This window comes from Ferribacterium limneticum (assembly GCF_020510625.1).
Taxonomy (GTDB): Bacteria; Pseudomonadota; Gammaproteobacteria; order Burkholderiales; family Rhodocyclaceae; genus Azonexus; species Azonexus limneticus_A.
On sequence record NZ_CP075191.1, the window covers coordinates 1,740,245 to 1,764,258 of the forward strand.

The window sequence follows — 24,014 nt, forward strand, 5'->3', positions numbered from 1 at the left end:
CCGATGACGCCCAGTGAAATGAAAAAGATGTTCGACGAGGAGTTTTCGTCCGAAACCCTGCGCAAGCTGCTCGACCAGCTGCGTGAGGAATGGGCTGAGCGGCCGGTCGAGCTGATCCAGCTTGCCTCCGGCTGGCGCTTCCGGACACGGGCGGAGTACCTGCCGTATATCGAGCGCCTGAATCCCGAGCGGCCGCCAAAATACTCGCGCGCCGTCCTTGAAACCTTGGCCATCATCGCCTATCGTCAGCCGGTAACGCGGGGCGATATCGAAGAAATTCGTGGCGTTGCGGTCAATACCAACGTCGTCAAAACCCTTGAAGAGCGTGGCTGGATCGACGTTGTCGGCCATCGCGATACGCCGGGCCGGCCGGCACTATTTGCCACGACCAAACAATTTCTCGATGATCTCGGTCTCAGAAGCGTCAGCGAACTGCCACCATTAGAACAAATCAGCCAGACACTGGAGCTGGAACAATGAAAACAAAACGCACACCATTCCGTCAATCGAACAAACCCGAGGGTGCTACCGAGCATGGATCGGATGAAAACGGTCGTCGCGCCGCCGTGCCGCCACGCGGCCGAGCTGCACAGCACGATCAGCCGCCGGGTGACGCACAGGTGGCTAAACCTGCGCCACGCAGGAAGCCGGCACCAAATACTGGCGGACGAGCCAATCGCGGTAACGTCGCCCGTGATGGACGGCCGCTGGCTGAGGCCAAGCCGGTGCGCTTGCAGAAGGTACTGGCTGAGGCTGGAGTTGGCTCGCGTCGTGAAATGGAAGAGTGGATTGCCGCAGGCAAGGTCAGCGTCAATGGCGTTGTTGCCACGATCGGCCAATCTGTCGTGACCTCCGACAAGGTCAAGATTGGTGGCCGCCTGATCAATATCCGATTTACTGGCAGCTCACGTCCGCCGCGCGTCCTGATGTATCATAAGCCGGAGGGCGAGATCGTCTCGCGCGATGACCCGGATGGTCGTCCGTCGGTCTTCGCGGCATTGCCCCGTATGCGTGGTGGTCGCTGGATCAATGTCGGTCGTCTCGACTTCAATACTTCCGGCCTGTTGCTATTCACCACCTCCGGAGAACTGGCTAACAAATTGATGCATCCGAGCTCGGAGCTGGTTCGCGAATACGCCGTACGTGTCCTTGGCGAACTGACCATGGAGGCTCAGCAAAAGTTATTGCACGGCGTCGAACTGGAAGATGGTCGGGCCAATTTTGGTACCTTGCACGACGGCGGTGGCGAGGGCGCGAATCACTGGTATCGGGTGACGATCTCTGAGGGGCGTAACCGCGAGGTCCGTCGCATGTTTGAGGTGGTTGGTTGCACCGTTAGTCGATTGATCCGTGTTCGCTATGGCCCGTTTGTTCTGCCGCCGCAACTGAAACGGGGCATGGCCCGCGAGCTGAAAGACGTGGAAGTCAAAATGCTGATGCGCGAACTCGAAAACATGCCATCAGCGCAGCGAAAAGGCCCTGAAAGCACGTAAATCGATTTACTGGGGGGAATAAACTCGTTATAATTCACGGGTTTGTTCCTCCCGTCGTTTTTGGCGGGCATCTTTTATTGTGATGTGGGCGTTTCGCCCATTTTTTATTTGTGGCTATGGATTTAAACACGCTGCTTGAAACGACTGTTGTTGGTCTGGGTTATGAACTCGTTGATGTCGAGATGTCGCCGCGCGGTCGTACGATTCGCGTCTTCATCGATGCGCCGGCAAAAGCAACCGGTGTTGATGTAGAAGATTGTGCCAAGGTCTCCAATCAGTTGACGCGTGTTTTTGAAGTCGAGAATTTCGATTTTGATCGTCTTGAAATCTCTTCGCCGGGGCTCGATCGAGTCGTCAAGAAGGCTGAAGATTTTGAGCGTTTTTCCGGCCAGGATATTCAAATCAAGGTCCGCATTCCTCAAGGCGGGCGCCGCAATTTCCAGGGCGAGCTGCTTGGCTTCAAAGATGGCAAGGTTGGCCTGCGCCTGGAAAAAGATGATGTGGAACTGGAATTCACCAATATCGAGAAGGCACGTCTGGTGCCTCGTTTCGACTGAAGGACTAGGAGGTTTTAGCCCATGAGCCGTGAAATTTTGCTGCTGGTCGATGCTCTGGCCCGCGAAAAGAACGTCAGCAAGGATATCGTTTTCGGTGCCCTTGAGCTGGCGCTCGCGTCCGCGACCAAGAAGCGTATCCATGACGAGGCCGATGTCCGCGTCTCGATCGATCGCAATAGCGGTAGTTTTGAGTCCTTCCGTCGCTGGCAGGTCGTGCCAGACAATGAATACGTCAACGAGTTTCTTGAAGTGCCGTTGTCTGATGCGCAAAAGGATGATCCGGAAATCGAGGCTGGCGACTCTCTGGAAGAGCCGCTTGAGCCGATCGACTTTGGTCGTATCGGTGCCCAGGCTGCCAAGCAGGTTATCCTGCAGAAGATTCGTGATGCCGAGCGTGAGCAGATTCTGAGCGACTTCCTTGGTCGCGGTGAACACGTCGTTTCCGGCACCATCAAGCGCATGGAGCGTGGCAACGCCATCATTGAAGCCGGCAAGATCGAAGCCATGCTGCCGCGCGATCAGATGATCCCCAAGGAAAATCTGCGCATTGGCGACCGTGTCAAAGCTTACTTGCTGCGTATCGACCGCAATGCCCGTGGTCCCCAGATTATTCTGTCGCGTACCGCGCCGGAATTCGTTATTCGTTTGTTTGACCTGGAAGTGCCGGAGATTTCTGACGGTTTGATGGAGTTGAAGGCATGTGCCCGCGACCCCGGTCTGCGTGCCAAGATTGCCGTCAAGTCCAATGACCCGCGTGTTGATCCGATTGGCACTTGTGTCGGTCTCCGCGGCTCTCGCGTTACTGCTGTTCGTAACGAAATCGGTGGGGAAAACATCGATATCGTGCTTTGGTCAGCTGATCCGGCCCAGTTCGTGATTGGTGCCCTGTCGCCGGCCGAGGTTTCCTCCATCGTTGTCGATGAGGAAAAGCACGCCATGGACGTTGTGGTGGACGAGGATAACCTCGCGATTGCCATTGGTCGTAACGGCCAGAACGTTCGCTTGGCGTCCGAGTTGACTGGTTGGACCATCAACCTGATGACCCAGGACGAATCGGCCAAGAAGTCGGAAGCTGAACATGCTGAAACGCGCGTTGTTTTCATGGAAAAGCTGGATATCGATGAAGAGCTGGCGGATCTGCTGATTGACGAAGGCTTCTCGACGCTGGAAGAGGTGGCCTATGTGCCGCTGGCCGAAATGCTCGAAATCGATGGTCTGGACGAGGAAATCGTTAATGAGTTGCGTAATCGTGCTCGTAATATCCTGCTGACCGAGGCTATCGCGACCGAAGAAAAACTGGAAAATGTCTCCGAGGATCTGATTGGTCTCGAAGGCATGAGCAAGGAACTGGCCGCTAAACTGGCCGGACACGATGTCAAGACGCGTGATGATCTCGCGGAATTGGCTGTTGATGAATTGACGGAAATGACCGGCATTGACGATGAGCGTGCCAAGGATCTTATCCTGAAGGCACGGGCTCACTGGTTCGAGTGAGCGGGAGGTAGCAAGTATGTCAGCAACAACTGTTTCACAATTTGCCGTTGAACTTAAAATGCCGGTCGCGGCCCTGCTCGAGCAATTGGGCAAGGCTGGTGTCGGTAAATCCGATGCGAGCGATACGTTGAACGATCAGGATAAGACTCGTCTGCTCGATTACCTGCGCCGTGCGCACGGCGATGAGTCACAGACCAAGATTACTTTGACTCGCAAGCAGACTTCCGAAATCAAGGCGACCGACTCCCATGGTCGTGCTCGTACCGTTCAGGTCGAGGTGCGCAAGAAGCGCGTCCTGGTCAAGCGCGAGATTGGCGAGCACGCCCCGGAAGCCGAGTTGGAAACCTCTAGTGCTCTGCTCGAAGAGGCTCCTGCTCCTGAAGTGATTCCCGAGCCGGTTGTCGAGATTGTTCCGGAACCCGTTATCGAAGTTGTTCCTGAACCGGTTGTCGAGATTGTTCCCGAGCCGGTCGTAGAGGTGCTGCCGGAGAAACCGGTTGAGGAGGTGGTTGTAGAGAAGGCTGCGCCTGTCGCGCCGACTCGTGCTTCGATCATTGGCGAGAAAGAGTTGAAGGCGCGCGAGGAAGAGTCCCGCCGCTACAACCAGTTGCGCGAAATTCAGGAACGCGAACTGCGCGAAAAGCAGGCCCGCGAAGCCCAGTTGGTTCAGATGCGTCAGCAGGCTGAAGTTGCTGCCATCGCAGCCAAGGCTGCCGAACAGGCAAAGAACCAGGCTGCGGCGCAAGCCAAAACTGGTGAGGTGGCTGCTGACAAGGGTACCTTGCACAAGAAACCGGAAACCCCGGGCAAGAAGGGTGAGAAGGGCGGTCGTGCTGCCGATGACGGCAAGAAGAAGGGCGGCCTGAAAACCCGTGGTTCCGATTCGGGTAGTGGCTGGAAAGATAATCGCCACGGTCACAAGAAATCCCACAAGGTTGATGATGGTCAGGGCAGCTTCCAGGCGCCGACCGAGCCTGTGGTGCGTGAAGTCCATATTCCGGAAACCATCTCCGTATCCGATCTGGCGCACAAGATGGCTATCAAGGCGACCGAGATCATCAAAGCCATGATGAAGATGGGGTCGATGGTCACCATCAATCAGGTGCTTGATCAGGAAACGGCCATGATCGTGGTCGAGGAAATGGGTCACAAGGCGCTTGCCGCCAAGCTTGATGATCCGGATGCCTTCCTGGAAGAGCATGCCGAGCACAAGGATGTGCCGCTCGAGCATCGCGCCCCGGTCGTCACCGTCATGGGTCACGTTGACCATGGCAAGACCTCCCTGCTCGACTACATTCGTCGTGCCAAGGTGGCTTCCGGCGAAGCTGGTGGCATTACCCAGCATATCGGTGCCTACCACGTCGAAACGGACCGCGGCATGGTCACTTTCCTCGATACCCCGGGTCACGAAGCCTTCACGGCAATGCGGGCGCGTGGTGCCAAGGCAACCGACATTGTCATTCTGGTGGTTGCTGCCGACGACGGCGTGATGCCGCAGACCAAGGAAGCGATCCACCACGCCAAGGCGGCCGGTGTGCCGCTGGTTGTCGCAGTCAATAAGATCGACAAGCCGGATTCCAATCCGGATCGCGTCAAGCAGGAACTGGTTGCCGAAGGTGTTATTCCTGAAGAATACGGTGGCGATTCACCCTTCGTGTCGGTTTCGGCCAAGAAGGGCACCGGTATCGATGAGTTGCTCGAACAGGTTCTGCTGCAGGCTGAAGTGCTTGAACTGACGGCGCAGAAGGATGCGCCGGCCAAGGGGCTGATCATCGAAGCGCGCCTCGACAAGGGTCGTGGTGCGGTTGCCACCATGCTGGTTCAGTCCGGCACCTTGAAGCGTGGAGATATCGTTCTGGCTGGCCAGGTCTTCGGTCGTGTCCGTGCCATGCTTGATGAAAACGGTAAGCCTATTAACGAAGCTGGTCCGTCGATTCCGGTCGAAATTCTCGGCTTGTCCGACGTGCCGGCTGCCGGTGAAGAAGCCATCGTACTTGCCGACGAAAAGAAAGCCCGTGAAATTGCCCTGTTCCGTCAAGGCAAGTTCCGTGACGTTAAGCTCGCCAAGCAGCAAGCCGCCAAGCTGGAAAACATGTTCCAGCAGATGGAAGAGGGCGAGGTCAAGACCCTGCCGCTTATCGTCAAGGCCGACGTACAAGGTTCGCAGGAAGCGCTGGTGCAGACGCTCTCCAAACTCTCCAACGAGGAAGTCCGTGTCCAGATTATCCATGGCGCGGTTGGTGCGATCAGCGAATCCGACGTCAATCTGGCCCAGGCCTCTGGTGCGGTCATCATCGGCTTCAACATCCGTGCCGATGCCGGTTCACGCAAGCTGGCCGAAAGCTTCGGCGTCGATATCCGTTACTACAACGTGATTTACGATGCGGTCGACGAAGTCAAGGCCGCGCTGTCCGGCATGCTGTCGCCGGAGAAGCGTGAGCAGATCACGGGCATGGTCGAAATTCGCCAGGTCTTCCACGTCTCCAAGGTGGGTGCCATTGCCGGCTGTTACGTGCTGGAAGGCTTCGTCAAGCGCAATTCCCGTGTCCGTCTGTTGCGCAATAATGTTGTGCAGTGGGATGGCGAGCTGGATTCGCTGAAGCGCTTCAAGGATGATGTCAAGGAAGTGCGTTCGAACTTTGAGTGCGGTCTGTCGTTGCGTGGCAATAACGATATCCAGGAAGGCGATCAGCTCGAAGTGTATGAAATCCAGGAAGTGGCGCGTTCCCTGTAATGAAGAAAAAGGGATTTCAGCGCAGTGATCGGGTCGCGGAGCAAGTGCGCCGCGACCTGGCCGATCTGATTCGTACCGAGCTCAAGGACCCGCGTGTTGGCATGATCAGCTTGACAGCTGTCGAACTGACACCGGATTACGCACATGCAAAGATTTTCTTCGCAACCTTGAATTCTGAGCATCTGGAAGAGATCGAACGCGGTCTGAAGCGGGCCGCAGGCTTCTTGCGACGCGAACTGGGCAAGCGCATCCATATCCATACCTTGCCGGAGCTGCATTTCGTCTACGATAGTTCGATCGAGCGCGGTACCAGTTTGTCACTGCTGATTGATCAGGCCAACGCGCTCAGCGACCAGACGCCGGAAGAGTAATTCCCCGATGCAATTCAAAAGGACCTGGAAACAGGTCGATGGCGTTCTCTTGCTCGACAAGCCGTTGGGCATGACTTCCAACGATGCGCTGCAAAAGGCACGCCGCCTGTTTTCGGCAGCAAAGGGAGGCCATACCGGTACGCTGGACCCCCTGGCTACCGGCCTGCTCCCTTTGTGTTTCGGTGAAGCAACCAAGTTTTCGGCCGATCTGCTTGGTGCCGACAAGACCTATGAAGCTGTTCTCAAGCTGGGTGTGACGACTGATTCGGGGGATGCAGAAGGGCAAGTGACGGCGACCGCTGTTGTCGATGTCCGAAAAGAGCAGCTTTCTGAGGTGTTGGCTCAATTTGTCGGCGACATTCAGCAGATTCCGCCCATGCACTCAGCCTTGAAGCGCAATGGTCGCCCGCTCTATGAGTTGGCTCGTAAAGGGATCGAAGTCGAGCGCGAGCCGAGGACGGTTACGATTTATGCCATCGATTCCCTCGATTTTGCCGGCGATTCGCTGACGATTCGCGTTGCTTGCAGTAAGGGAACCTACATTCGTGTTCTGGCGGCCGATATCGGCAATGCGTTGGGTTGTGGTGCTCATCTGGCGGGGCTGCGCCGAACCGTGGTGGGTGACATACAGTTAGGTAACTCGATCACGCTGGCTGAACTGGAATCCCTGGATGAGGCTGCCCGGATGGAGCGCCTGTTGCCGGTGGATGCCCTGCTGCAGTCTTTGCCCGTAGTTTTAGTCGAGGGGGCAGAGGCAGAGCGCTTCAGTCATGGCAATCCGGTGAGCTTGCCAGCAGGGCTGACCGGAAAAATTCGTGTTTACGCTGAGGGTCGATTGATAGGTGTCGGCGAGCCTGGTCATGGCGATTTGCTTTGGCCAAAAAGGCTGGTTCAACTGGCTGATTAAACTGTTATAATCTTCTGCTTTCCGTTTTAACGGAATTTTCCCAACGGGCGCCCGCTCTATCAAACTGGGGCAGCGTCGCATCAATGAAAGAGAGTTTGAAATGGCATTGACCACCGAAAACAAGGCGTCTATCGTCGCCGATTACGCCCAGTCCAAGGGTGATACCGGTTCTCCGGAAGTGCAAGTTGCGCTGCTGACCGCACGCATCAACGATCTGACCCCGCACTTCAAAGAGCATTCCAAGGATCACCACTCCCGCCGTGGTCTGCTGCACCTGGTGTCCCAGCGTCGCAAGCTGCTTGACTACCTGAAGGGCAAGGATGTCGAGCGTTATCGCACTCTGATTACCCGTCTCGGTCTGCGGAAGTAAGCCAGACCGTAGCCAAGGAAGAGCGGCCCGGAAATCTCCCGGCCGCTTTTTTGTTTTTGTTGTTCCGTTGTTCTTTGTTGATATCGTAAGCTATTGTTATTGTTGTTAATTGTGATGAGAGAGAAAGGAAGCTATGTTTAACGTTGTTAAGAAGACCTTCGCCTATGGGGACCATCAAGTCACCATCGAAACCGGCGAAGTCGCCCGCCAGGCTGGTGGTGCTGTTCTCGTTTCCATGGAAGAAACCGTGGTTCTGGTTACCGTAGTGGCCGCCAAGAACGCCAAGCCGGGTCAGGATTTCTTCCCGTTGACCGTTGATTATCAGGAAAAGACCTACGCTGCAGGCCGTATCCCCGGTGGTTTCTTCAAGCGCGAAGGCCGTCCTTCCGAAAAGGAAACGCTGACCTGCCGTCTGATCGATCGTCCGATCCGCCCGCTGTTCCCGGATGGCTTCTACAACGAAGTCCAGGTCATCGCCACGGTGATGTCCCTGAATCCGGAAATTGATTCCGATATCCCGGCCCTGATCGGCGCTTCCGCCGCTCTGGCCATCTCCGGCGTGCCGTTCAACGGCCCGATCGGTGCTGCACGCGTCGGTTACATCGACGGTCAATACGTCCTGTGCCCGACCCTGAGCCAGCTCAAGGGCAGCCAGCTCGACCTCGTCGTCGCCGGTACCGAAGCAGCGGTGCTGATGGTTGAATCCGAAGCCGACCAGCTGTCCGAAGAAGTCATGCTCGGCGCCGTTGTTTTCGGTCACACCGAAATGCAGAAGGCGATCAACGCCATCAACGAATTGGTTGAAGAAGCCGGCAAGCCCGAATGGGAATGGCAAGCTGCAGCGAAGGACGAAGCGCTGGTTGCCAGCCTGTCTGCTCTGGTCGCCGCCAAGCTCGAAGAAGCCTACAACATCACCGTCAAGCAAACGCGCAGCCAGGCCGTCAAGGTCATCCGTGCTGAAGCCATTGCCGCCCTGTGCCAGGGTGAAGGCGCGCCTGATGAAAATACCGTCGGTAACCTGTTCCACGAAATCGAAGCTTCCATCGTTCGTGGCCGCATCCTGAGTGGTGCCCCGCGTATCGATGGTCGCGACACGCGTACCGTGCGTCCGATCACCATGCGTTCCGGCGTCCTGCCGCGTACCCACGGTTCGGCTCTGTTCACCCGTGGCGAAACCCAAGCGCTAGCTGTTGCCACGCTCGGTACCAACCGCGACGAACAGATCATCGACGCACTGGCCGGTGAGTACCGTGACCGCTTCATGCTGCACTACAACATGCCCCCGTACGCCACCGGCGAATGCGGTCGTGTCGGTACGCCGAAGCGTCGCGAAATCGGTCACGGCCGTCTGGCCAAGCGCGCGCTACTTGCCGTTCTGCCGAAGCCGGAAGATTTCTCCTACTCGATGCGCCTGGTTTCGGAAATTACTGAGTCCAATGGTTCCTCATCGATGGCTTCCGTTTGCGGTGGCTGTCTGGCCCTGTTGGACGCCGGTGTGCCGCTCAAGGCGCACGTGGCCGGTATCGCCATGGGGCTGATCAAGGATGGCAACCGTTTCGCCGTACTGACCGACATCCTGGGTGACGAAGATCACCTCGGCGATATGGACTTCAAGGTGGCTGGTTCTACCACTGGTATCACTGCGCTGCAGATGGACATCAAGATCCAGGGCATCACCAAGGAAATCATGCAGGTCGCACTGGCTCAGGCCAAGGAAGCCCGTATCCACATCCTGAACCTTATGCAGGAAGCTGCCGCCGGCCCACGTGAAGAGATGTCGGCCTATGCGCCGCGTCTGTACACCTTCAAGATCAACCCGGAAAAGATCCGTGACGTCATCGGCAAGGGCGGTGCTGTTATCCGCGCCCTGACCGAAGAAACCGGTACAACGATCGACATCCAGGACGACGGCACGATCACCATCGCTGCGACCAGTGGCGAAGCTGCTGCTGCAGCACGTTCGCGTATCGATGCGATCACGGCTGAAGTCGAGATCGGCAAGATCTACGAAGGTACCGTGCTCAAAATTCTTGATTTCGGCGCAATCGTTTCCGTGTTGCCGGGCAAGGATGGTCTGCTGCATATCTCCCAGATTGCTCAGGAGCGCGTTAACAAGGTCGAAGACTACGTCAAGGAAGGCCAAGTCGTTCGCGTCAAGGTTCTGGAAACCGATGACCGTGGTCGCGTTAAACTATCGATGAAGGCCGCTGCTTCGGAAGAGGGTACGGTCGCCCAGTCGGCTACCGCACCAGAGGCGGCTGTCTAACAACAGTAGTAATTCAGCATCGTCTGAATGCACAAAGGGCGCCGAAAGGCGCCCTTTGTATTTGTCAGGCCAGTTTAGCAGTTGCCCGCAAAGAAAAGTGGCGAGTTACTTCGCCATCTGCTTTTCCTTGAGTTCGTCCAGCGTCTTGCAATCGATGCACAGGGTCGCAGTCGGCCGGGCTTCCAGTCGCTTGATACCGATCTCGACGCCGCATTTGTCGCAGAACCCGTAGTCGCCGCTTTCGATACGTCCCAGGGTTTCATCGATCTTCTTGATCAGCTTGCGCTCACGGTCACGGTTGCGCAGTTCGATCGCCATGTCGGTTTCCTGGCTGGCTCGATCGTTCGGGTCGGCAAACACCGTTGCTTCGTCCTGCATGGTGTGAACCGTGCGGTCGATATCTTCACTCAACTCCTTCTTGAGTGTTTCAAGAATTTTGCGAAAATGCGTTAGTTGCTTGGAGCTCATGTAGTCCTCACCAGCCTTTGGCTGGTAGGGAGCGAAATGTTTGTGGAGCAGTTCTTCTGCCATTTTTTTGTGCGTCCTGGTGACGAGAAAAGCGATTAAATATCATGAAGACGGCCGGCAGGCAAGGAATCTTTCTTTCGTAAAGATAGTGTCTTGATCTGGTGCGGTTTTTCCGGCGGTGATAGAATGCGGGCTCTCGTGTCGGGGCGTAGCGCAGTCTGGTAGCGCATCTGCTTTGGGAGCAGAGGGTCGTGAGTTCGAATCCCACCGCCCCGACCAATCCCTCCTAGTTTCACCCTCAAGTGCCCGTAGCTCAACTGGATAGAGCAGCTGCCTTCTAAGCAGCAGGTCGGGGGTTCGAGTCCCTCCGGGCACACCAATAAATTTCATTAAATTCATATAGTTAAGTTTGATTTCCGACTGAGTTGGTCGGTTTTTTTACGCCTATTACGCGATTTGGTGTCCCGGAATTGTCCCGGATTGTCCCGAGTGGTCCCGAGTGGTCCCGCTGCGAGTGTCTCTGTTTTGTCCCATTCCGTGCAATGCTGGTTGGCTACTAAGTATCGGCAAACAAGGATTACAGCAGAAGGGCATAAAAAGCGTGGCAAGAACCTCATTCAGACTATGTGCCCTTGGTTTCAGAAAATACCCTCTCCGTGCCTCCCGGGCGACAAATTTACCGCTGGCGAATTCCAGCCTCCGCCGATTGCCCGGATCAGATTTACCGTCGCCCGTGCCCGCTCGGCGTCAAGTTGCACGGCCACCCGTTGGTGCTGCAGCACGCTGCGGTCGGCGTCGATCACGTTGAGGTGACTGACCGATCCCTCGCGATACTGGATCTGCGACAGCTTGGCGGCACGCCGGGCCGAACTGACCGCGTCGTCCTGGGCCTGGGTCTGGTCGCCGAGCAGGCGCAGGTGTGCCAGGTTGTCCTCGACTTCCTTGAAGGCTTTTAGCACGGTCTGCTGGTAGTTGGCGGCCTCTTCGGCGTAGGCAGCATGGGCCTGGTTGACCCCGGCCTGGCGGGCGCCGCCGTCGAACACAGGCAGCGACAGCAGCGTGCCGACCAGCGGCCCCATGACTAAGGCGCGGCTGCTCCACTTGAACAGGTCACCCAGTTCGGCCGACTCGTAACCCAGCGCCCCGGTCAGGCTGAGGCGCGGGAAGAAGGCGGCACGCGCCGTGCCGATCCGTGCATTGGCGGCGGCCATCGCCCGTTCGGCGGCGGCGATGTCGGGGCGCCGTTCGAGCAGGGCCGAGGGCAGGCCGGCCGGCACTCGCAGCCTTACCCGGTCGAGCGGGTAAGGCGCCAGCGCAAATGAGGCCGGCGCCTGGCCGAGCAGGATGGCCAGGCTGTGTTCGGCGACGGCGCGCTGGCGGGCGACGCCGAGTGCTTCGGAGCGGGCCGAGGCAAGTTCGGTGCGCGAGGTGGCCAGTTCCAGTTCGCTGATGTCGCCCTCGTCGAAACGGCGCTGGAACAGTTTTGTGCTTTGCTCGCGCAGGGTCACCGTTTCGGCATACATCGCGGCCAGCGCATCGAATTCGCGCAGCGAGAAATAGGCCTGCGCAACATCGGCCTGGATGGCCAGTTGCAGGGAGCGGAACAGGGCTTCGCGCTGCTCGGTCGTGGCCTTGGCGGCATCGACGCCGCTGCTGACACGGCCGAAGAGGTCGGCCTCGTAGGCGACGGTGCCTTGCGCCCGCCACAGCGTCGATATGCTTGTATCGGCATCGGCGGCGAGGCCTTGTGATGCCGGCGACGGCCGTTGCCGGGTCGGCCCGGCGCCGATGCCGATCTGCGGGAAGAGCGCCGAGCGGGCGTTCTGCTGCAGCGCCCGGGCCTGGGCCAGGCGGGCGGCGCCGGCCTTGAGGTCCTGGTTGGCGGCGGCAGCCCGCGTTTCGAGGTCGTCCAGCGTCGGATCGGCGAAGGCCTTCCACCATTCGCCGCGCGGGATGTTCTCGGCCGGCTCGGCGGTCTTCCACGGGCCGGTGGCGGTTGCCTCCTTGAAGGCGGCCGGGGCGTCGACCACTGGTGGCTGGTAGCTCGGGGCCAGCGAGCAGCCGGCCAGCGTCAGCAGTACCGCGAGCAGCGGGAATAGCTGGACGGCGCCGGCCCGACGAGCAGAGCGTGTGGGGGCTTCCGCAGCGTCGGGATGGCGCGGCGTCTTGAGGAGCAGCTTATTCATGGTCATTTCTCCTGTGCATCAGGCCGCGGTGTGGGCGGGGGCAATGGGTGCCTCGTGCGGGGCGGCGGTGTGCAGCTTGTGGCGTTTGTCGAGCGTGCGCAGCAGCACGTAGAAAACCGGCGTCAGGAACAGCCCGAAGAAGGTCACGCCGAGCATCCCGAAGAAAACGGCGATACCCATCGCGTGGCGCATTTCGGCACCGGCACCGGTCGAGGTGACGAGCGGGATGACCCCCATGATGAAGGCGATCGAGGTCATCAGGATCGGGCGCAGGCGCAGCCGGCTGGCGTCGATTGCAGCCTGGATCGGCGTCGCGCCCTGCAGCTCCAGTTCGCGGGCGAACTCGACGATCAGGATGGCGTTCTTGCAAGCCAGCCCGACCAGCACCATCAGCCCGATCTGGGTGAAGATGTTGTTGTCGCCGCCGGTCAGCCAGACGCCAGTCAGGGCCGCTAGGATGCTCATCGGCACGATCATGATCACCGCCAGCGGCAGGGTCAGGCTTTCGTACTGCGCTGCAAGGACCAGGAAAACGAGCAGCAGGCTGATCGGGAAGACCCAGATGCCGGCATTACCGGCCAGGATCTTCTGGTAGGTCAGGTCGGTCCATTCGAAGCGCACGCCGCGTGGCAGGGTTGCCGCCGCGATGCGTTCGGCTGCCGCCTCGGCCTGGGCCGAGGAATAGCCGGGAGCCGGACCGCCGTTGATGTCGGCGGCGGTGTAGCCGTTGTAGCGGACGACCATTTCCGGGCCGAAGGTGGTGCGTACCTTGACCAGCGAGGAAAGCGGCACCATTTCGCCCTGGTTGTTGCGCGTCTTCAGTTGCAGGATGTCCTCGGGATGGGCGCGGAACGGCGCATCGGCCTGGGCGCGGACCTGGTAGGTGCGGCCGAAGCGGTTGAAGTCATTGACGTAGAGCGAGCCAAGGTAGATCTGCATGGTGTCGAAGACGTCGGTCACCGAAACCCCCTGCTGCTTAGCCTTGACGCGGTCGAGATCAACGTCGAGCTGGGGCACATTGATCTGATAGCTGGAAAACATCGGCCCCAGTTCCGGCGTCCTGGCAGCGGCCTCCATGAAAGCGGCGGCAGCGGCGTTGAGTTCGGCATAGCCGACGGCGCCTCTATCCTCGATCTGCATCTTGAAACCGCCCACCGTACCCAGGCCCATGACCGGCGGCGGCGGGAAGACGGCGATGAAGGCTTCCTGAATGGCCGAATATTTCTGGTTCAGCGCCCCGGCGATGGCACCGGCCGAAAGTTCCGGGCTGCGCCGTTCGTCGAAGGGCTTCAGCGTGGCGAAGACGATACCGGCGCTGGAGCTGTTGGTGAAGCCGTTGATCGACAGGCCGGGGAAAGCGACGGCGCTTTCGACGCCGGGCTGGGCGAGGGCGATCTCGCCCATCTTGCGGATCACTGCCTCGGTACGGTCGAGCGAGGCACCATTCGGCAACTGCGTGAAGCCGATCAGGTACTGCTTGTCCTGAGCCGGCACGAAGCCGCCGGGCACCAAGTAGGAGATGCCGACGGTCAGCCCGAGCAGCACGGCATAGACGCCCATCGCCGACGCCTTGCGGCCGATGACGCCGGTGACACCGCGGCCGTAGTTCTCGGAGGCACGGCCGAAGAAGCGGTTGAAGGCGGCGAAGAAGCGGCCGAAGAAGCGGTTCATCTGCCGGGTCAGCCAGTCCGGCTTTTCGCCGTGGCCCTTGAGCAGCATGGCGGCGAGGGCCGGCGACAGGGTCAGTGAGTTGAAGGCCGAGATCACCGTCGAAATGGCAATGGTCATCGCGAACTGCTTGTAGAACTGGCCAGTCAGGCCGGTCATGAAGGCGAGCGGGACGAAGACGGCGACCAGCGTGAGGGCGATGGCGATGATCGGCCCACTGACTTCGCGCATTGCCCGGTAGGTCGCCTCGCGCGGCGTCAGCCCGGCCTCGATGTTGCGCTCGACGTTTTCGACGACGACGATGGCGTCATCGACCACGATGCCGATCGCCAGCACCATGCCGAACAGCGACAGGGCGTTGATCGAATAGCCGAAACCGAGCATCAGCGAAAAGGTGCCAACGATGGACACCGGCACGGCGAGCAGCGGGATGATCGAGGCGCGCCAGGTCTGCAGGAAGACGATGACGACCAGCACGACCAGCGCGATGGCTTCGAGCAGCGTCAGCACCACTGCCTTGATGCTGGCCCGGACAAACTGGGTCGGGTCATAGACGATGCGGTATTCGACCGAGGCCGGGAAATCCTTGGACAATTCGGCCATCGCCTCGCGGACTTGCGACGAGACGTTGAGCGCGTTGGCGCCCGGTGCCTGGAAGATGGGAATGGCCACTGCTGGCTTGTTGTCGAGCAGCGAGCGCAGGCCGTACTCGGAAGCGGCCAGTTCGATGCGGGCGACATCGGCGAGGCGGGTGACGGCGCCATCCGGCGAGCTCTTGAGTACGATCTCGCCGAACTCGGCCTCGCTTTGCAGGCGGCCCTGGGCATTGACGTTGAGCTGTAGCGGGACGTCCGGGCCGCTCGGCGAGGCGCCGATGACGCCAGCCGCCACCTGCACGTTCTGCTCGCGGATGGCGCGCACCACTTCGGCGGCGGTCAGACCGCGCTGGGCGACCTTCTGCGGATCGAGCCAGACGCGCATGGCGTAGTTGCCGGAACCGAACAAGCCGACCTCGCCGACGCCCTGAATACGGGCCAGCCGGTCCTTGACGTTGAGCACCGCGTAGTTGCGCAGGTAGGTCATGTCGTAGCGGTCGTCCGGCGAGATCAGGTGCACCACCATGGTCAGCGTCGGCGAACTCTTGATGGTCGTCACACCCAGGCGCTGGACATCCTCGGGTAGCCGGGGCAGGGCCTGGGCAACGCGGTTCTGGACCAGTTGCTGCGCCTTGTCGGGATCGACGCCAAGCTTGAAGTTCACCGTCACCGTCAGGTTGCCGTCGCTGTTGGCCTGCGACTGCATGTAGAGCATGTTCTCGACGCCGTTGATCGACTCTTCCAGCGGCGAAGCCACCGTCTCGGCGATTACCTTGGGGTTGGCGCCGGGGTACTGGGCGCGCACCACCACCGAGGGCGGCACGACTTCCGGGTACTCCGAGATCGGCAGCTGGAACAGCGCCAGCACACCAGCGAGCAGCAGCAGGATGGAGAGCACGCCGGCGAAGATCGGCCGGTCGATGAAGAATTTGGAAATGTTCATGGCAGCGCGTCCTTAGCTCTGGGCCGCGGTCGGCGCGGCGCCGCCCATCGGGACCAGGTTGGGTGTGACCGGGTCGCCCGGGCGGACCCGCTGCAGGCCGTTGACCACGATGCGTTCGCCGGCCTTGAGGCCGCTTTCGACGACGCGCAGGCCTTCCTGCACGCTGCCCAACTGGACTTCGCGGTAGGCGGTCTGGTTGCCCTCGCCGACGACCAGCACGAAGCGCTTGGCCTGGTCGGTGCCGACCGCTTTTTCGTCGATCAGCAGGGCCTGGCGCTGGTTGGCGCCGCCGAGCCGGATGCGGGCGTAGAGGCCGGGGACGAGGCGGCCGTCCGGATTGTCGACCAGGGCGCGCAGTCGGATGGTGCCGGAAGTGCTGTCGAGCCGGTTGTCCACCGAACTCAAACGGCCTTCCAGCGAATAGCCCTCGTCGTCGGCCAGTCCGAGATGGATGGGCAGGGATTTGCCCTGGCTGCCGCTGACCACCTTCAGGTAGCTCTGCTCGTCGACATCGAAGGCGGCGTAGATGCGGTCGGCCGAGACCAGCGAGGTAAGAGCCGGGCCATTGCCGGGAGCGACCAGGTTGCCGACGGTAATTTCGGCGCGCGAAACGCGGCCGGCGATCGGCGCCGTGATGCGGGTGTATTCGAGGTTGAGCTGGGCGACCTTGAGCGCTGCCCTGGCCGCCTGCAGGTTGGCCTTGGCTTCACGGGCGGCATTCTGTTTCTCGTCGAAATCGCGGCGGGCGATGGCGTTCTCGGCCAGCAGCCGTTCGCCGCGCGCCAGGTCGCTGGCGGTGTAGGCAACACGGGCGTCCATCGCAGCGAGCTGGGCTTCGGCCCGGGCGACCTCGGCGGCGAAAGGGCGTGGGTCGATGGTGAACAGCAGCTCGCCCTTTTTGACCAGGCTGCCATCCTTGAAATGCACGGCGGTCAGGATGCCGGAGACCTGCGGATGGATCTCTACCCGCTCGACCGCTTCGAGGCGGCCGGAGTATTGCTGCCATTCGGTGACGGCGCGGCTGGCGACTGCTGCGACATCGACCGTGGCGGCGGCCGGTGCGCTAGCAGCCGGGGCGGCGCCGGCATGGCCGTGATAGAAGGCGAAACCGCCGCCCAGGCTGAACAGGCCGGCCAGGGCGGCGGCGAGGACGAGGCGTTTTTGGCGTTGGGGCATGATGGGTTCCTCTGAAGGTTTTGAATGACGGATTCTGTTTTTGTGGGGGATAGCGTAGGCGGAGCGGCGCTTGAGGCGGCAGCCTGTTCGTCGCGAATGCTTGCCTGATCCTACAAATTGAGCGGATGGGCCGGTGCCTCTGCATCCCACAAGCGCCGGCGCAGGAAGTGGGCGATCTCGGCGAGCGCCGGCCGGTGGTGGGCCAGTGTGGCGTGATTGATGCCGGCGAAGCGCACGACCTGGGTCGGCACGCCGGCGGCGATCAGGGCGGCGGCGTATTTCTCGGCCTCGTTGTGCAGGACGTCGCATTCGGCAGTAACGATCAGCGCGGGCGGCAGGCCGGCCTGCCGCACCGAGGCCAGCGGCGAGGCGTAGGGGTGCAGGCGCAGGCGCGACTGTGGCAGGTACTGGCGGTAGCAGTCGGCACAGGTCGCGGCGCTGAGGTCGGAGTTCAGGCGGGCACCGTCGCCGAGCCGGGTCATGCTCGGGTCGAGCATCGGCCCGACCAGGGCCTGGGCAGCAATGGCCGGGCCGTTGCGGTCGCGGGCGATCAGCGTCAGGGCGGCGGCCAGATTGCCGCCGGCATCGTCGCCGGCCACGGCCAGCCGCTCCGGGTCGCAGCCCAGATCGGCGGCGTGTACGGCGGCCCACAGCGCCGCGGCATGGGCATCTTCGGGCGCGGCCGGGAAGGGGCGGGCCGGAGCCAGGGCGTAATCGACGGCGACGACCAGGGCCGGCGTCTGTTCGGCGATGAAAGCGGCCGGCGTATCGGCGTCATCGAGGCTGCCACCGACGAAGCCGCCGCCGTGGAAATAGAGGACGACGGGCAGCACGACCCGCGCCCTGCTGGGCCGGTAGAGGCGCAGGGCGAGCCGGCCGGCCGGGCCGGCAATGCTCAGGTCGTGCTGCAGGTGGGTCGTCGAGGTGCTGGTTTGCATTGCATCCGGGGCAGGTGTCCCTGCCGTTAATTGGGATGGAGCTATTCTCTGTATTGTTTGTGGCTGGATAAATACGTTAATTTAGACAATACTATTCAGCAGAAACAAACAATCGTAGTGCCTCAGGAGGATGAGCGATGGACCGTTTTCAAGCCATGCAAGTGTTCACCCGGGTGGTGGATGCCAACAGCTTTACCCGTGCTGCCGACATGCTCGGCTTGCCGCGTGCAACGGTGACGACCATCATCCAGAACCTTGAAGCCCTCTTGCAGGTGCGCCTGCTCAACCGGACAACGCGGCGCATCAGCCTGACCCCGGACGGTGCTGCCTACTACGAGCATTGCGCCCGCATCCTCGGCGAAGTGGAAGAAACCGAGTCTTCATTTCGCGACGTGGCGGCTGGGCCGAAGGGACGGCTGCGCATCGACGTTCCATCTCCGATTGGTCGTCTGGTGCTGATTCCCCGGCTGTGCGAGTTCCGGGCGCGCTATCCGGAGGTCGAATTGGTCATCGGCATGGGCGACCGCATGGTCGACCTGGTGCGCGAAGCCGTCGATTGCGTCATCCGGGCCGGCGATCTGCAGGATTCGACGCTGGTTGCGCGGCGGATTGGGGCCATCAAGCTGATTACCTGCGCGACGCCGGACTATCTCGAACGTTACGGTGTGCCGCGTAGCATCGACGACCTGCAGCAGCATGTCGCGGTGCACTATTTCTCGCATCGCACTGGGCGTAATTTCGACTGGGATTTCATTGTCGATAGTCAATCGGTGCCCTACAAGATGCAGGGCACCGTTTCGGTCAACGACATGGATGCTTACATTGCCTGCGCCTTGCAGGGCATGGGCATGATTCAGCCGGCGCGCTTCTCGGTACTGCCATATCTCGAATCGGGCGCCCTGGTTGAGGTGCTGCCCGAACTGGCACCGTCACCAATGCCGATTTCAGTGGCCTACATGCAGAACCGCCACCTGTCCCCCAAGGTGCGCGCTTTCGTTGATTGGGTGGCTGAATTATTCGGCGCCTGTCCGCTGCTTGGCGGGGGCGACAACGGCAATGGCGAGTGCGGCTACACCCCGAAAGCTGGCTACAACACACTGCGCGAAGAGATCGCCTTCCAGAACGTTCTGGAGCAGACAGGATAGGGAGAGGGATGCCGGCAGGCCATTTATCTGAGATCGGTCAAAGCCGCCGTCCAGCCACCTTGTGCGATTGAATCGCCCCGGCTTTTCTAGACACTCTGTAGCCGGATGAAATACTGACTTTCAAACTCTACCGGAGAAACGTCGTTTGCATAGCCGTGACGACGTTTCGGGTTGTAGAACATCTCGATGTAATCGAAGATTTCACGTCGGCCCTCTTCCTGGTCAAGATAGGTTTTACGGCGAACTCGTTCCCGCTTGAGTAGCTGGAAGAAGCTCTCGGTCACCGCGTTGTCGTAGCAGTTTCCGCGTCGGCTCATGCTGGGAACCAAGCCATGGGCTTTCAGGAAGGCTTGCCAGTCATGGCTGCTGTATTGACATCCTTGGTCGGAATGGACGATGACGGGAGTCGATGGATTGCGCCGCCACACTGCCATCAGCAAGGCATTGATCGCCAACTCGCTATCGATGCGCGACCGCATTGACCAACCGATCACCTGGCGGGAGAACAGATCCAGCACCACGGCCAGATACAGCCAGCCTTCGTGGGTCCGGATATAGGTGATATCCGTCACCCAAACCTGATTCGGCGCTTCAACGTCGAAATTCTGCGCCAACCGATTCTCGGCCACGACCGCCGGCTTGCCGTAGTGGCCTGCTCGACGACGATAGCCCACCTGGGCTCGTAGTCCTTCCTGTTTCATCAGGCGATAGACCCGATGCTTGCCGCACCGCTCGCCAAGATCACGCAGGTCATGGGCAATCTTGCGATAGCCATAGACCCCTCCGCTTTCCAGCCAGGATTGCTTGATCAGGCCGCGCAACCGCTGATCATCCTTCTGACGAGGCGATGTGGGGTCGGCTTTCCAGGCGTAATAGCCGCTCGGATGAACCATCATCATGTGGCATAGCCGACGAACTGGGTATTGTGCTTCGTGCGCCCATTGGGCTAATTGCAATTAATTAACCCAGCCAACGGCACCTCTTTAGGGAGCGAATTCTTCCAATTGATAAGCGCTTCTTCAATAGCGTTCATTGATAACTGCTCTTTTTGGCATTGCCTAAAAACGTTCGCTGAAACATGGTGGCGGATCGCTGTAGCCCAACTACACTAAATCCTCAGCCGCGAATAGCCAACCCCACCGCCTTTTTCTACCCGAATCTGCGCCGGAATCCGCTCTTTCATGCCTTCGACGTGGCTGATGACACCGATCATCTTGCCGCTGGCGTTGAGTGTCTCGAGGGCGTTGAGGGCGATCTCCAGGGTGTCGGCGTCGAGGGTGCCGAAGCCTTCGTCGAGGAAGAGCGAATCGATGCTGGTCTTGTGGCTGACCAGGTCGGAGAGGGCGAGGGCAAGGGCCAGGCTGACCAGGAAGCTTTCGCCGCCGGAGAGGGTGCGGGTGTCGCGGGCGACTTCGCCTTGCCAGCTGTCGACGATATCGAGTTCGAGTTCGCCGGTGGTTTTGCGGCGCAGCAGGTAGCGTCCGTGCAGGCGGGCGAGGTGGCTGTTGGCGAGGTGGAGCAGGTGGTCGAGGGTCAGGCCCTGGGCGAACTTGCGGAATTTGTCGCCTTTGGCCGAGCCGATCAGGCTGTCGAGGCGTTGCCAGAGGTCGGATTCGGTTGTCTGCGCGGCGATATCCTTGAACAGCGCTTGCTGGCTTTGCCGGGCTTGTTCGTCGCGGGTGAGCAGGGCGCGCTGGGCGCCGAGTTGCTCGCTGAGTTCGCGGCGGCTGGTTTCCAGTTGGGCGAGGAGGTCGTCGAGTTCTGGGAGAGGGGGGATTGACCCATCCCCACCCCGGCCCTCCCCTTGAAGGGGAGGGGGCAAGGCTGGCGATAGAGCGAAGGGGTTTTCTCCTCCCCTTTCAAGGGGGAGGCCGGGTGGGGGATGGGGCGAATCCGGCGGGCTGCTTTGCAGACGGGCCAGCTTTTCGCTGGTGGCTTTAAGTACCGCCTCGGCTTGTTGTTTGGCGAGTTGCCGGGCTTCCTTCAATTGCAGCAGGCGCTGGCGTTCTTCGGGGGGCAGCATTGCCGCAGCGTAGGCGGCAAGATCAGCGAAGGGGCTGGCGGCGAGGGCGGTCTGCCAGGTGGTCGAAGCTTCGGCCACAGCCTTCTTCTGTTGTGCGAGGTTGGTTTCGAGTTGTGTTTGGCGGCCTTGCCGGGTGGCGAGCTGCTGCGTCAGGTCGGCAATGGTTTCGGTGCAGCGGGTGAGGGCAGCTGCCGGGTCGTCGGTGGCCTCGTCCTGTATTGGCTCTTGCCCTGTGGCCGGGCGTTCTGCGGCCAGTGTTTTCCAGCGTTCCAGCCACTGCGCTGCCTGCGTCTGTGCGGCATCAAAGCGATCCTGCTGTTTGATCAGGATTTCGGACAGTTCGTGGCGGCGTTTCTGGGTTTGCTGCCAGTTCAGCCATTCGCTATCGCGCTCCTGCAGCCAGATGGCGGGTTCGGCCGGGATCTCGTAACCAACTTCGGTCAGCGTGGCCGCCAGCCGGCTGTCGAGTTCGGCCTGTTCCTGAACCAGTGTTTGCGCCGCTTTGGCCATTTCTGCCTGGCGAAGCTGGGCGGCTTGCGCCGTCTGTTGCAACAGCTTTTGCTGGTTGCCGGCGTTGAGCAGGGCTTGGGCGGCTTCGGTGGCAGTCTTGCGGGCGGCACTCAACGCCTGCTCGCCCTGGTCGGCGGCTTTCATCCGCTCGGTGAGTTTGGCGAGTGCCTGTTCGGCAGTGTTGCGCGCAGTGGCCAGGGTTTGGGCTTCCTGCCAGGCGTCGACTGCGAGCGGCGCTTCGCCGCTCAGGCTGGCGAGGAGTTCAGTCCATTCGGCCTGGGCGCGGGCGATGTCCTGTGTTGTCCGGGTTTGCTGGGCCAGCCATTCCTTTTGCGTGGCCTGAGTTGCCGCCTGTTCGGCTTTGGCTTGCTGGCCTTTCTGGACCAGCGCTTCGAGCGCGGCCTGTTTTTCCTTGAGCGCCGTTTCAGTGGCGGAAACGTCGAGCACGGCGTAGTCGGCAATCGCCGGGTGTTCGTGCGCGCCGCACAGCGGGCAGGCCTCGCCCGGCTGCAGTTGGCGGCGATGCGTTTCCAGGCTCTGGATGCGGCGTTCCTGCTCGAGCAGCTTCTGCTTGTCGGCGACCTGGGCGGCGAGTTCCTTGTGCTGGTCGCGCAGGGCGCCCAGCGCCTTTTCCTGGGCCTCGATCTTCTGTTCGCCTTGCTGCACTTGCATGGCCTGCGTTGTTTGCTGCACGGCCAGTTCGCGGCGGCGTTGGGCGAGGGATTCGAGTTGCTGCCAGCGGTTGAGGCCGGCCTGCTCGCGCTGCCAGTGCTGGCGCAGCTCGGCCAGCGTCTGTCCGGCCAGGCGTTGGTTCTGCTCGGCCTGGGTTTTTTCCAGTGCGGCGTCGGCAGTTGTTTTGGCCTTTTCGGCGCTGGCAACTGCGCTGGCTTGTGCGGCGCTCTGGCGGGCGGTTTCGGCGATTTCCTGTTCGAGCTTCTGCTGGGCTTGGTGCTGGGCGGCGAGGTCGCGGTTCAGCTTGGCCCGCTGTTCGAACTGCTGGCGCCAGACGCCGAGGCGTTCGCCGAGCTGGGCGCGTTGCGGCTGGGCGGCGCAGAAGTCGTCGAGTTGTTTGGCTTCGCGCTGGCTTTGTTGCTGGGCTTGCCGGGCCTGTGCGGCGACTTGGGCGCTGAGTCGGCTGGTGGAGTGGTGCTGGGCGAGTTGTTCGGTCTGCAGTTTTTCGCGGTCGGCGTGCAGGGCCTTGAGTTCGTTTTCGGTTTGTTGGCAGGCGGTGCTTGCCTGTTGCCATTGCAGGTGCAGCGGTTTCAGGGTTTCGGCCGGTTCACTGTCGGCCAATTTCTTCAATTCCGGTGCCGCCGCAGTCAGTGCCGCATCGGCTTCCTGTTGCTTGCTTTCGGCGGTTTTGACTTCCTGTTCGCCTTGCGCCAGATCGAGACGCCACTGGCGCTGGGTCTGGGTTTGCTGGTGGCGGCGCTGGATGTCGGTGAGTTGGGTGTCGAGACGGCCGGCTTCTAGTTGCATGGCAGTGCGTTGCTCGTCGCTCAGCAGTTCCATGCCGTCGGCGCGGGCTTTCAACTGGTCGAGCTGGCTCTTGGCATCGCGGGCCTGTTCGAAAACCTTGCGCGAAATTTCGCCATAGATTTCGGTGCCGGTCAGTTCTTCGAGCAATTCGGCCCGTTCGTTGGCGCTGGCGTTCAGAAAGGCCGCGAAGCCGCCCTGGGCAAGCAGCATGGACTTGGTGAAGCGTGGGAAGTCGAGGCCGGTGATTTCGGCGATTCGCTTCAGCTTGTCGTTGGTCTGCGTGCTGAGGATGGTGCCGTCGCCATTGGCGGCAACTGAGGCCAGTTCAACCTTGGGCGCCTGCAGCGCACCGTCGATCTTGTCGCGAGCCCGGCGCTGGCTCCAGAAGGCGCGATAGACGGCGCCCTTCACTTCAAATTCGACCTCGGCCAGGCAATCGGCGGTGTGCCGCGTCATGATGTCGTTGTCGGTGGCCGAGATGGTCTTCAGGCGCGGCGTCTGGTGGTAGAGGGCGAGACAGATGCCGTCGAGCAGCGTCGATTTGCCGGCGCCAGTCGGGCCGGTGATGGCGAACAGGCAGTTGTCGGTGAAGGGCGGCTTGGTGAAGTCGATGGTCCATTCGCCCTTCAGCGAATTGAGGTTCTTCAGGCGCAGGGTGAGGATTTTCATACGGCTGCCCCGGCTGTTTTT

The 24,014-nt window shown here is 60.7% G+C and carries 16 protein-coding genes, 2 tRNA genes and 1 pseudogene; 12 read left to right on the forward strand and 7 right to left on the reverse strand.

The window, feature by feature from the left end:
- The first annotated feature begins 3 nt into the window (after positions 1–3).
- From scpB to pnp, 9 genes are all read left to right on the forward strand, one after another.
- Positions 4–480: an SMC-Scp complex subunit ScpB gene (gene scpB / locus KI617_RS08195; RefSeq protein WP_455550762.1), complete on the forward strand. Its 477-nt coding sequence runs from the start codon at positions 4–6 to the stop codon at positions 478–480.
- Positions 477–1,493: a 23S rRNA pseudouridine(2605) synthase RluB gene (gene rluB / locus KI617_RS08200; protein WP_226451514.1), complete on the forward strand. Its 1,017-nt coding sequence runs from the start codon at positions 477–479 to the stop codon at positions 1,491–1,493. Before scpB ends, rluB begins: the two co-directional genes overlap by 4 nt.
- A 116-nt stretch (positions 1,494–1,609) precedes the next feature.
- Positions 1,610–2,050, forward strand: coding sequence for a ribosome maturation factor RimP (gene rimP / locus KI617_RS08205; RefSeq protein WP_226451858.1), 441 nt, complete (start codon positions 1,610–1,612; stop codon positions 2,048–2,050).
- Between the two features lie 21 nt (positions 2,051–2,071).
- Positions 2,072–3,544: a transcription termination factor NusA gene (gene nusA / locus KI617_RS08210; protein WP_226451515.1), complete on the forward strand. Its 1,473-nt coding sequence runs from the start codon at positions 2,072–2,074 to the stop codon at positions 3,542–3,544.
- Between the two features lie 16 nt (positions 3,545–3,560).
- Entirely contained in the window at positions 3,561–6,278 is a 2,718-nt protein-coding gene (infB, locus tag KI617_RS08215; protein WP_226451516.1) for a translation initiation factor IF-2, read from the forward strand.
- Positions 6,278–6,649: a 30S ribosome-binding factor RbfA gene (gene rbfA / locus KI617_RS08220; protein ID WP_226451517.1), complete on the forward strand. Its 372-nt coding sequence runs from the start codon at positions 6,278–6,280 to the stop codon at positions 6,647–6,649. The genes infB and rbfA overlap by 1 nt, the downstream gene beginning before the upstream one ends.
- Positions 6,650–6,656: 7 nt before the next feature.
- Entirely contained in the window at positions 6,657–7,556 is a 900-nt protein-coding gene (gene truB, locus KI617_RS08225) for a tRNA pseudouridine(55) synthase TruB (RefSeq protein ID WP_226451859.1), read from the forward strand.
- A gap of 100 nt (positions 7,557–7,656) precedes the next feature.
- On the forward strand, positions 7,657–7,926 hold the full coding sequence (gene rpsO, locus KI617_RS08230) for a 30S ribosomal protein S15 (RefSeq protein ID WP_226451518.1): 270 nt from the start codon (positions 7,657–7,659) through the stop codon (positions 7,924–7,926).
- 133 nt (positions 7,927–8,059) lie between these two features.
- Positions 8,060–10,192, forward strand: a complete 2,133-nt coding sequence (gene pnp / locus KI617_RS08235; protein WP_226451519.1) for a polyribonucleotide nucleotidyltransferase — start codon at positions 8,060–8,062, stop codon at positions 10,190–10,192.
- Positions 10,193–10,297: 105 nt separating this feature from the next.
- On the opposite strand, the gene dksA is transcribed toward pnp, so the two are convergent.
- Positions 10,298–10,723 carry an RNA polymerase-binding protein DksA gene (gene dksA, locus KI617_RS08240; protein WP_226451520.1) on the reverse strand — a complete coding sequence of 142 codons (426 nt, stop codon included), beginning with the start codon at positions 10,721–10,723 and terminating at the stop codon, positions 10,298–10,300.
- Between the two features lie 139 nt (positions 10,724–10,862).
- On the opposite strand from dksA, the gene KI617_RS08245 reads away from it, so the two are divergent.
- A tRNA-Pro gene (locus tag KI617_RS08245) sits at positions 10,863–10,939 on the forward strand.
- A 23-nt stretch (positions 10,940–10,962) separates the two neighbouring features.
- Positions 10,963–11,039, forward strand: a tRNA-Arg gene (locus KI617_RS08250).
- Between the two features lie 259 nt (positions 11,040–11,298).
- On the opposite strand, the gene KI617_RS08255 is transcribed toward KI617_RS08250, so the two are convergent.
- The 4 genes from KI617_RS08255 to KI617_RS08270 all read right to left on the reverse strand — a co-directional run bounded on the left by KI617_RS08255 (position 11,299) and on the right by KI617_RS08270 (position 18,167).
- Complete coding sequence (locus KI617_RS08255; protein ID WP_226451521.1) at positions 11,299–12,846, reverse strand: efflux transporter outer membrane subunit; 1,548 nt, start codon at positions 12,844–12,846, stop codon at positions 11,299–11,301.
- Between the two features lie 18 nt (positions 12,847–12,864).
- Positions 12,865–16,053 carry an efflux RND transporter permease subunit gene (locus KI617_RS08260; RefSeq protein WP_226451522.1) on the reverse strand — a complete coding sequence of 1,063 codons (3,189 nt, stop codon included), beginning with the start codon at positions 16,051–16,053 and terminating at the stop codon, positions 12,865–12,867.
- A 12-nt stretch (positions 16,054–16,065) separates the two neighbouring features.
- On the reverse strand, positions 16,066–17,229 hold the full coding sequence (locus KI617_RS08265) for an efflux RND transporter periplasmic adaptor subunit (protein WP_226451523.1): 1,164 nt from the start codon (positions 17,227–17,229) through the stop codon (positions 16,066–16,068).
- Between the two features lie 110 nt (positions 17,230–17,339).
- Positions 17,340–18,167 (reverse strand): alpha/beta hydrolase, encoded by an 828-nt coding sequence (locus KI617_RS08270; RefSeq protein ID WP_404826803.1) that lies wholly within the window; start codon positions 18,165–18,167, stop codon positions 17,340–17,342.
- Between the two features lie 137 nt (positions 18,168–18,304).
- On the opposite strand from KI617_RS08270, the gene KI617_RS08275 reads away from it, so the two are divergent.
- On the forward strand, positions 18,305–19,312 hold the full coding sequence (locus KI617_RS08275; RefSeq protein WP_226451524.1) for a LysR family transcriptional regulator: 1,008 nt from the start codon (positions 18,305–18,307) through the stop codon (positions 19,310–19,312).
- A gap of 86 nt (positions 19,313–19,398) precedes the next feature.
- On the opposite strand, the pseudogene KI617_RS08280 reads toward KI617_RS08275, so the two are convergent.
- Positions 19,399–20,247 (reverse strand): annotated as a pseudogene (locus KI617_RS08280) (IS3 family transposase); the annotation flags it as partial.
- A gap of 173 nt (positions 20,248–20,420) precedes the next feature.
- Complete coding sequence (locus tag KI617_RS08285) at positions 20,421–23,993, reverse strand: AAA family ATPase (protein WP_226451525.1); 3,573 nt, start codon at positions 23,991–23,993, stop codon at positions 20,421–20,423.
- Positions 23,994–24,014 lie beyond the last annotated feature (21 nt).

Bases quoted from the DNA above. Each gene is read 5' to 3' on its own strand.
- scpB (WP_455550762.1), top strand. From the start codon at position 4: ATGACGCCCAGTGAAATGAAAAAGATGTTCGACGAGGAGTTTTCGTCC.
- rluB (WP_226451514.1), top strand. From the start codon at position 477: ATGAAAACAAAACGCACACCATTCCGTCAATCGAACAAACCCGAGGGT.
- rimP (WP_226451858.1), top strand. From the start codon at position 1,610: ATGGATTTAAACACGCTGCTTGAAACGACTGTTGTTGGTCTGGGTTAT.
- nusA (WP_226451515.1), top strand. From the start codon at position 2,072: ATGAGCCGTGAAATTTTGCTGCTGGTCGATGCTCTGGCCCGCGAAAAG.
- infB (WP_226451516.1), top strand. From the start codon at position 3,561: ATGTCAGCAACAACTGTTTCACAATTTGCCGTTGAACTTAAAATGCCG.
- rbfA (WP_226451517.1), top strand. From the start codon at position 6,278: ATGAAGAAAAAGGGATTTCAGCGCAGTGATCGGGTCGCGGAGCAAGTG.
- truB (WP_226451859.1), top strand. From the start codon at position 6,657: ATGCAATTCAAAAGGACCTGGAAACAGGTCGATGGCGTTCTCTTGCTC.
- rpsO (WP_226451518.1), top strand. From the start codon at position 7,657: ATGGCATTGACCACCGAAAACAAGGCGTCTATCGTCGCCGATTACGCC.
- pnp (WP_226451519.1), top strand. From the start codon at position 8,060: ATGTTTAACGTTGTTAAGAAGACCTTCGCCTATGGGGACCATCAAGTC.
- dksA (WP_226451520.1), bottom strand. From the start codon at position 10,723: ATGGCAGAAGAACTGCTCCACAAACATTTCGCTCCCTACCAGCCAAAG.
- KI617_RS08255 (WP_226451521.1), bottom strand. From the start codon at position 12,846: ATGAATAAGCTGCTCCTCAAGACGCCGCGCCATCCCGACGCTGCGGAA.
- KI617_RS08260 (WP_226451522.1), bottom strand. From the start codon at position 16,053: ATGAACATTTCCAAATTCTTCATCGACCGGCCGATCTTCGCCGGCGTG.
- KI617_RS08265 (WP_226451523.1), bottom strand. From the start codon at position 17,229: ATGCCCCAACGCCAAAAACGCCTCGTCCTCGCCGCCGCCCTGGCCGGC.
- KI617_RS08270 (WP_404826803.1), bottom strand. From the start codon at position 18,167: ATGCAAACCAGCACCTCGACGACCCACCTGCAGCACGACCTGAGCATT.
- KI617_RS08275 (WP_226451524.1), top strand. From the start codon at position 18,305: ATGGACCGTTTTCAAGCCATGCAAGTGTTCACCCGGGTGGTGGATGCC.
- KI617_RS08285 (WP_226451525.1), bottom strand. From the start codon at position 23,993: ATGAAAATCCTCACCCTGCGCCTGAAGAACCTCAATTCGCTGAAGGGC.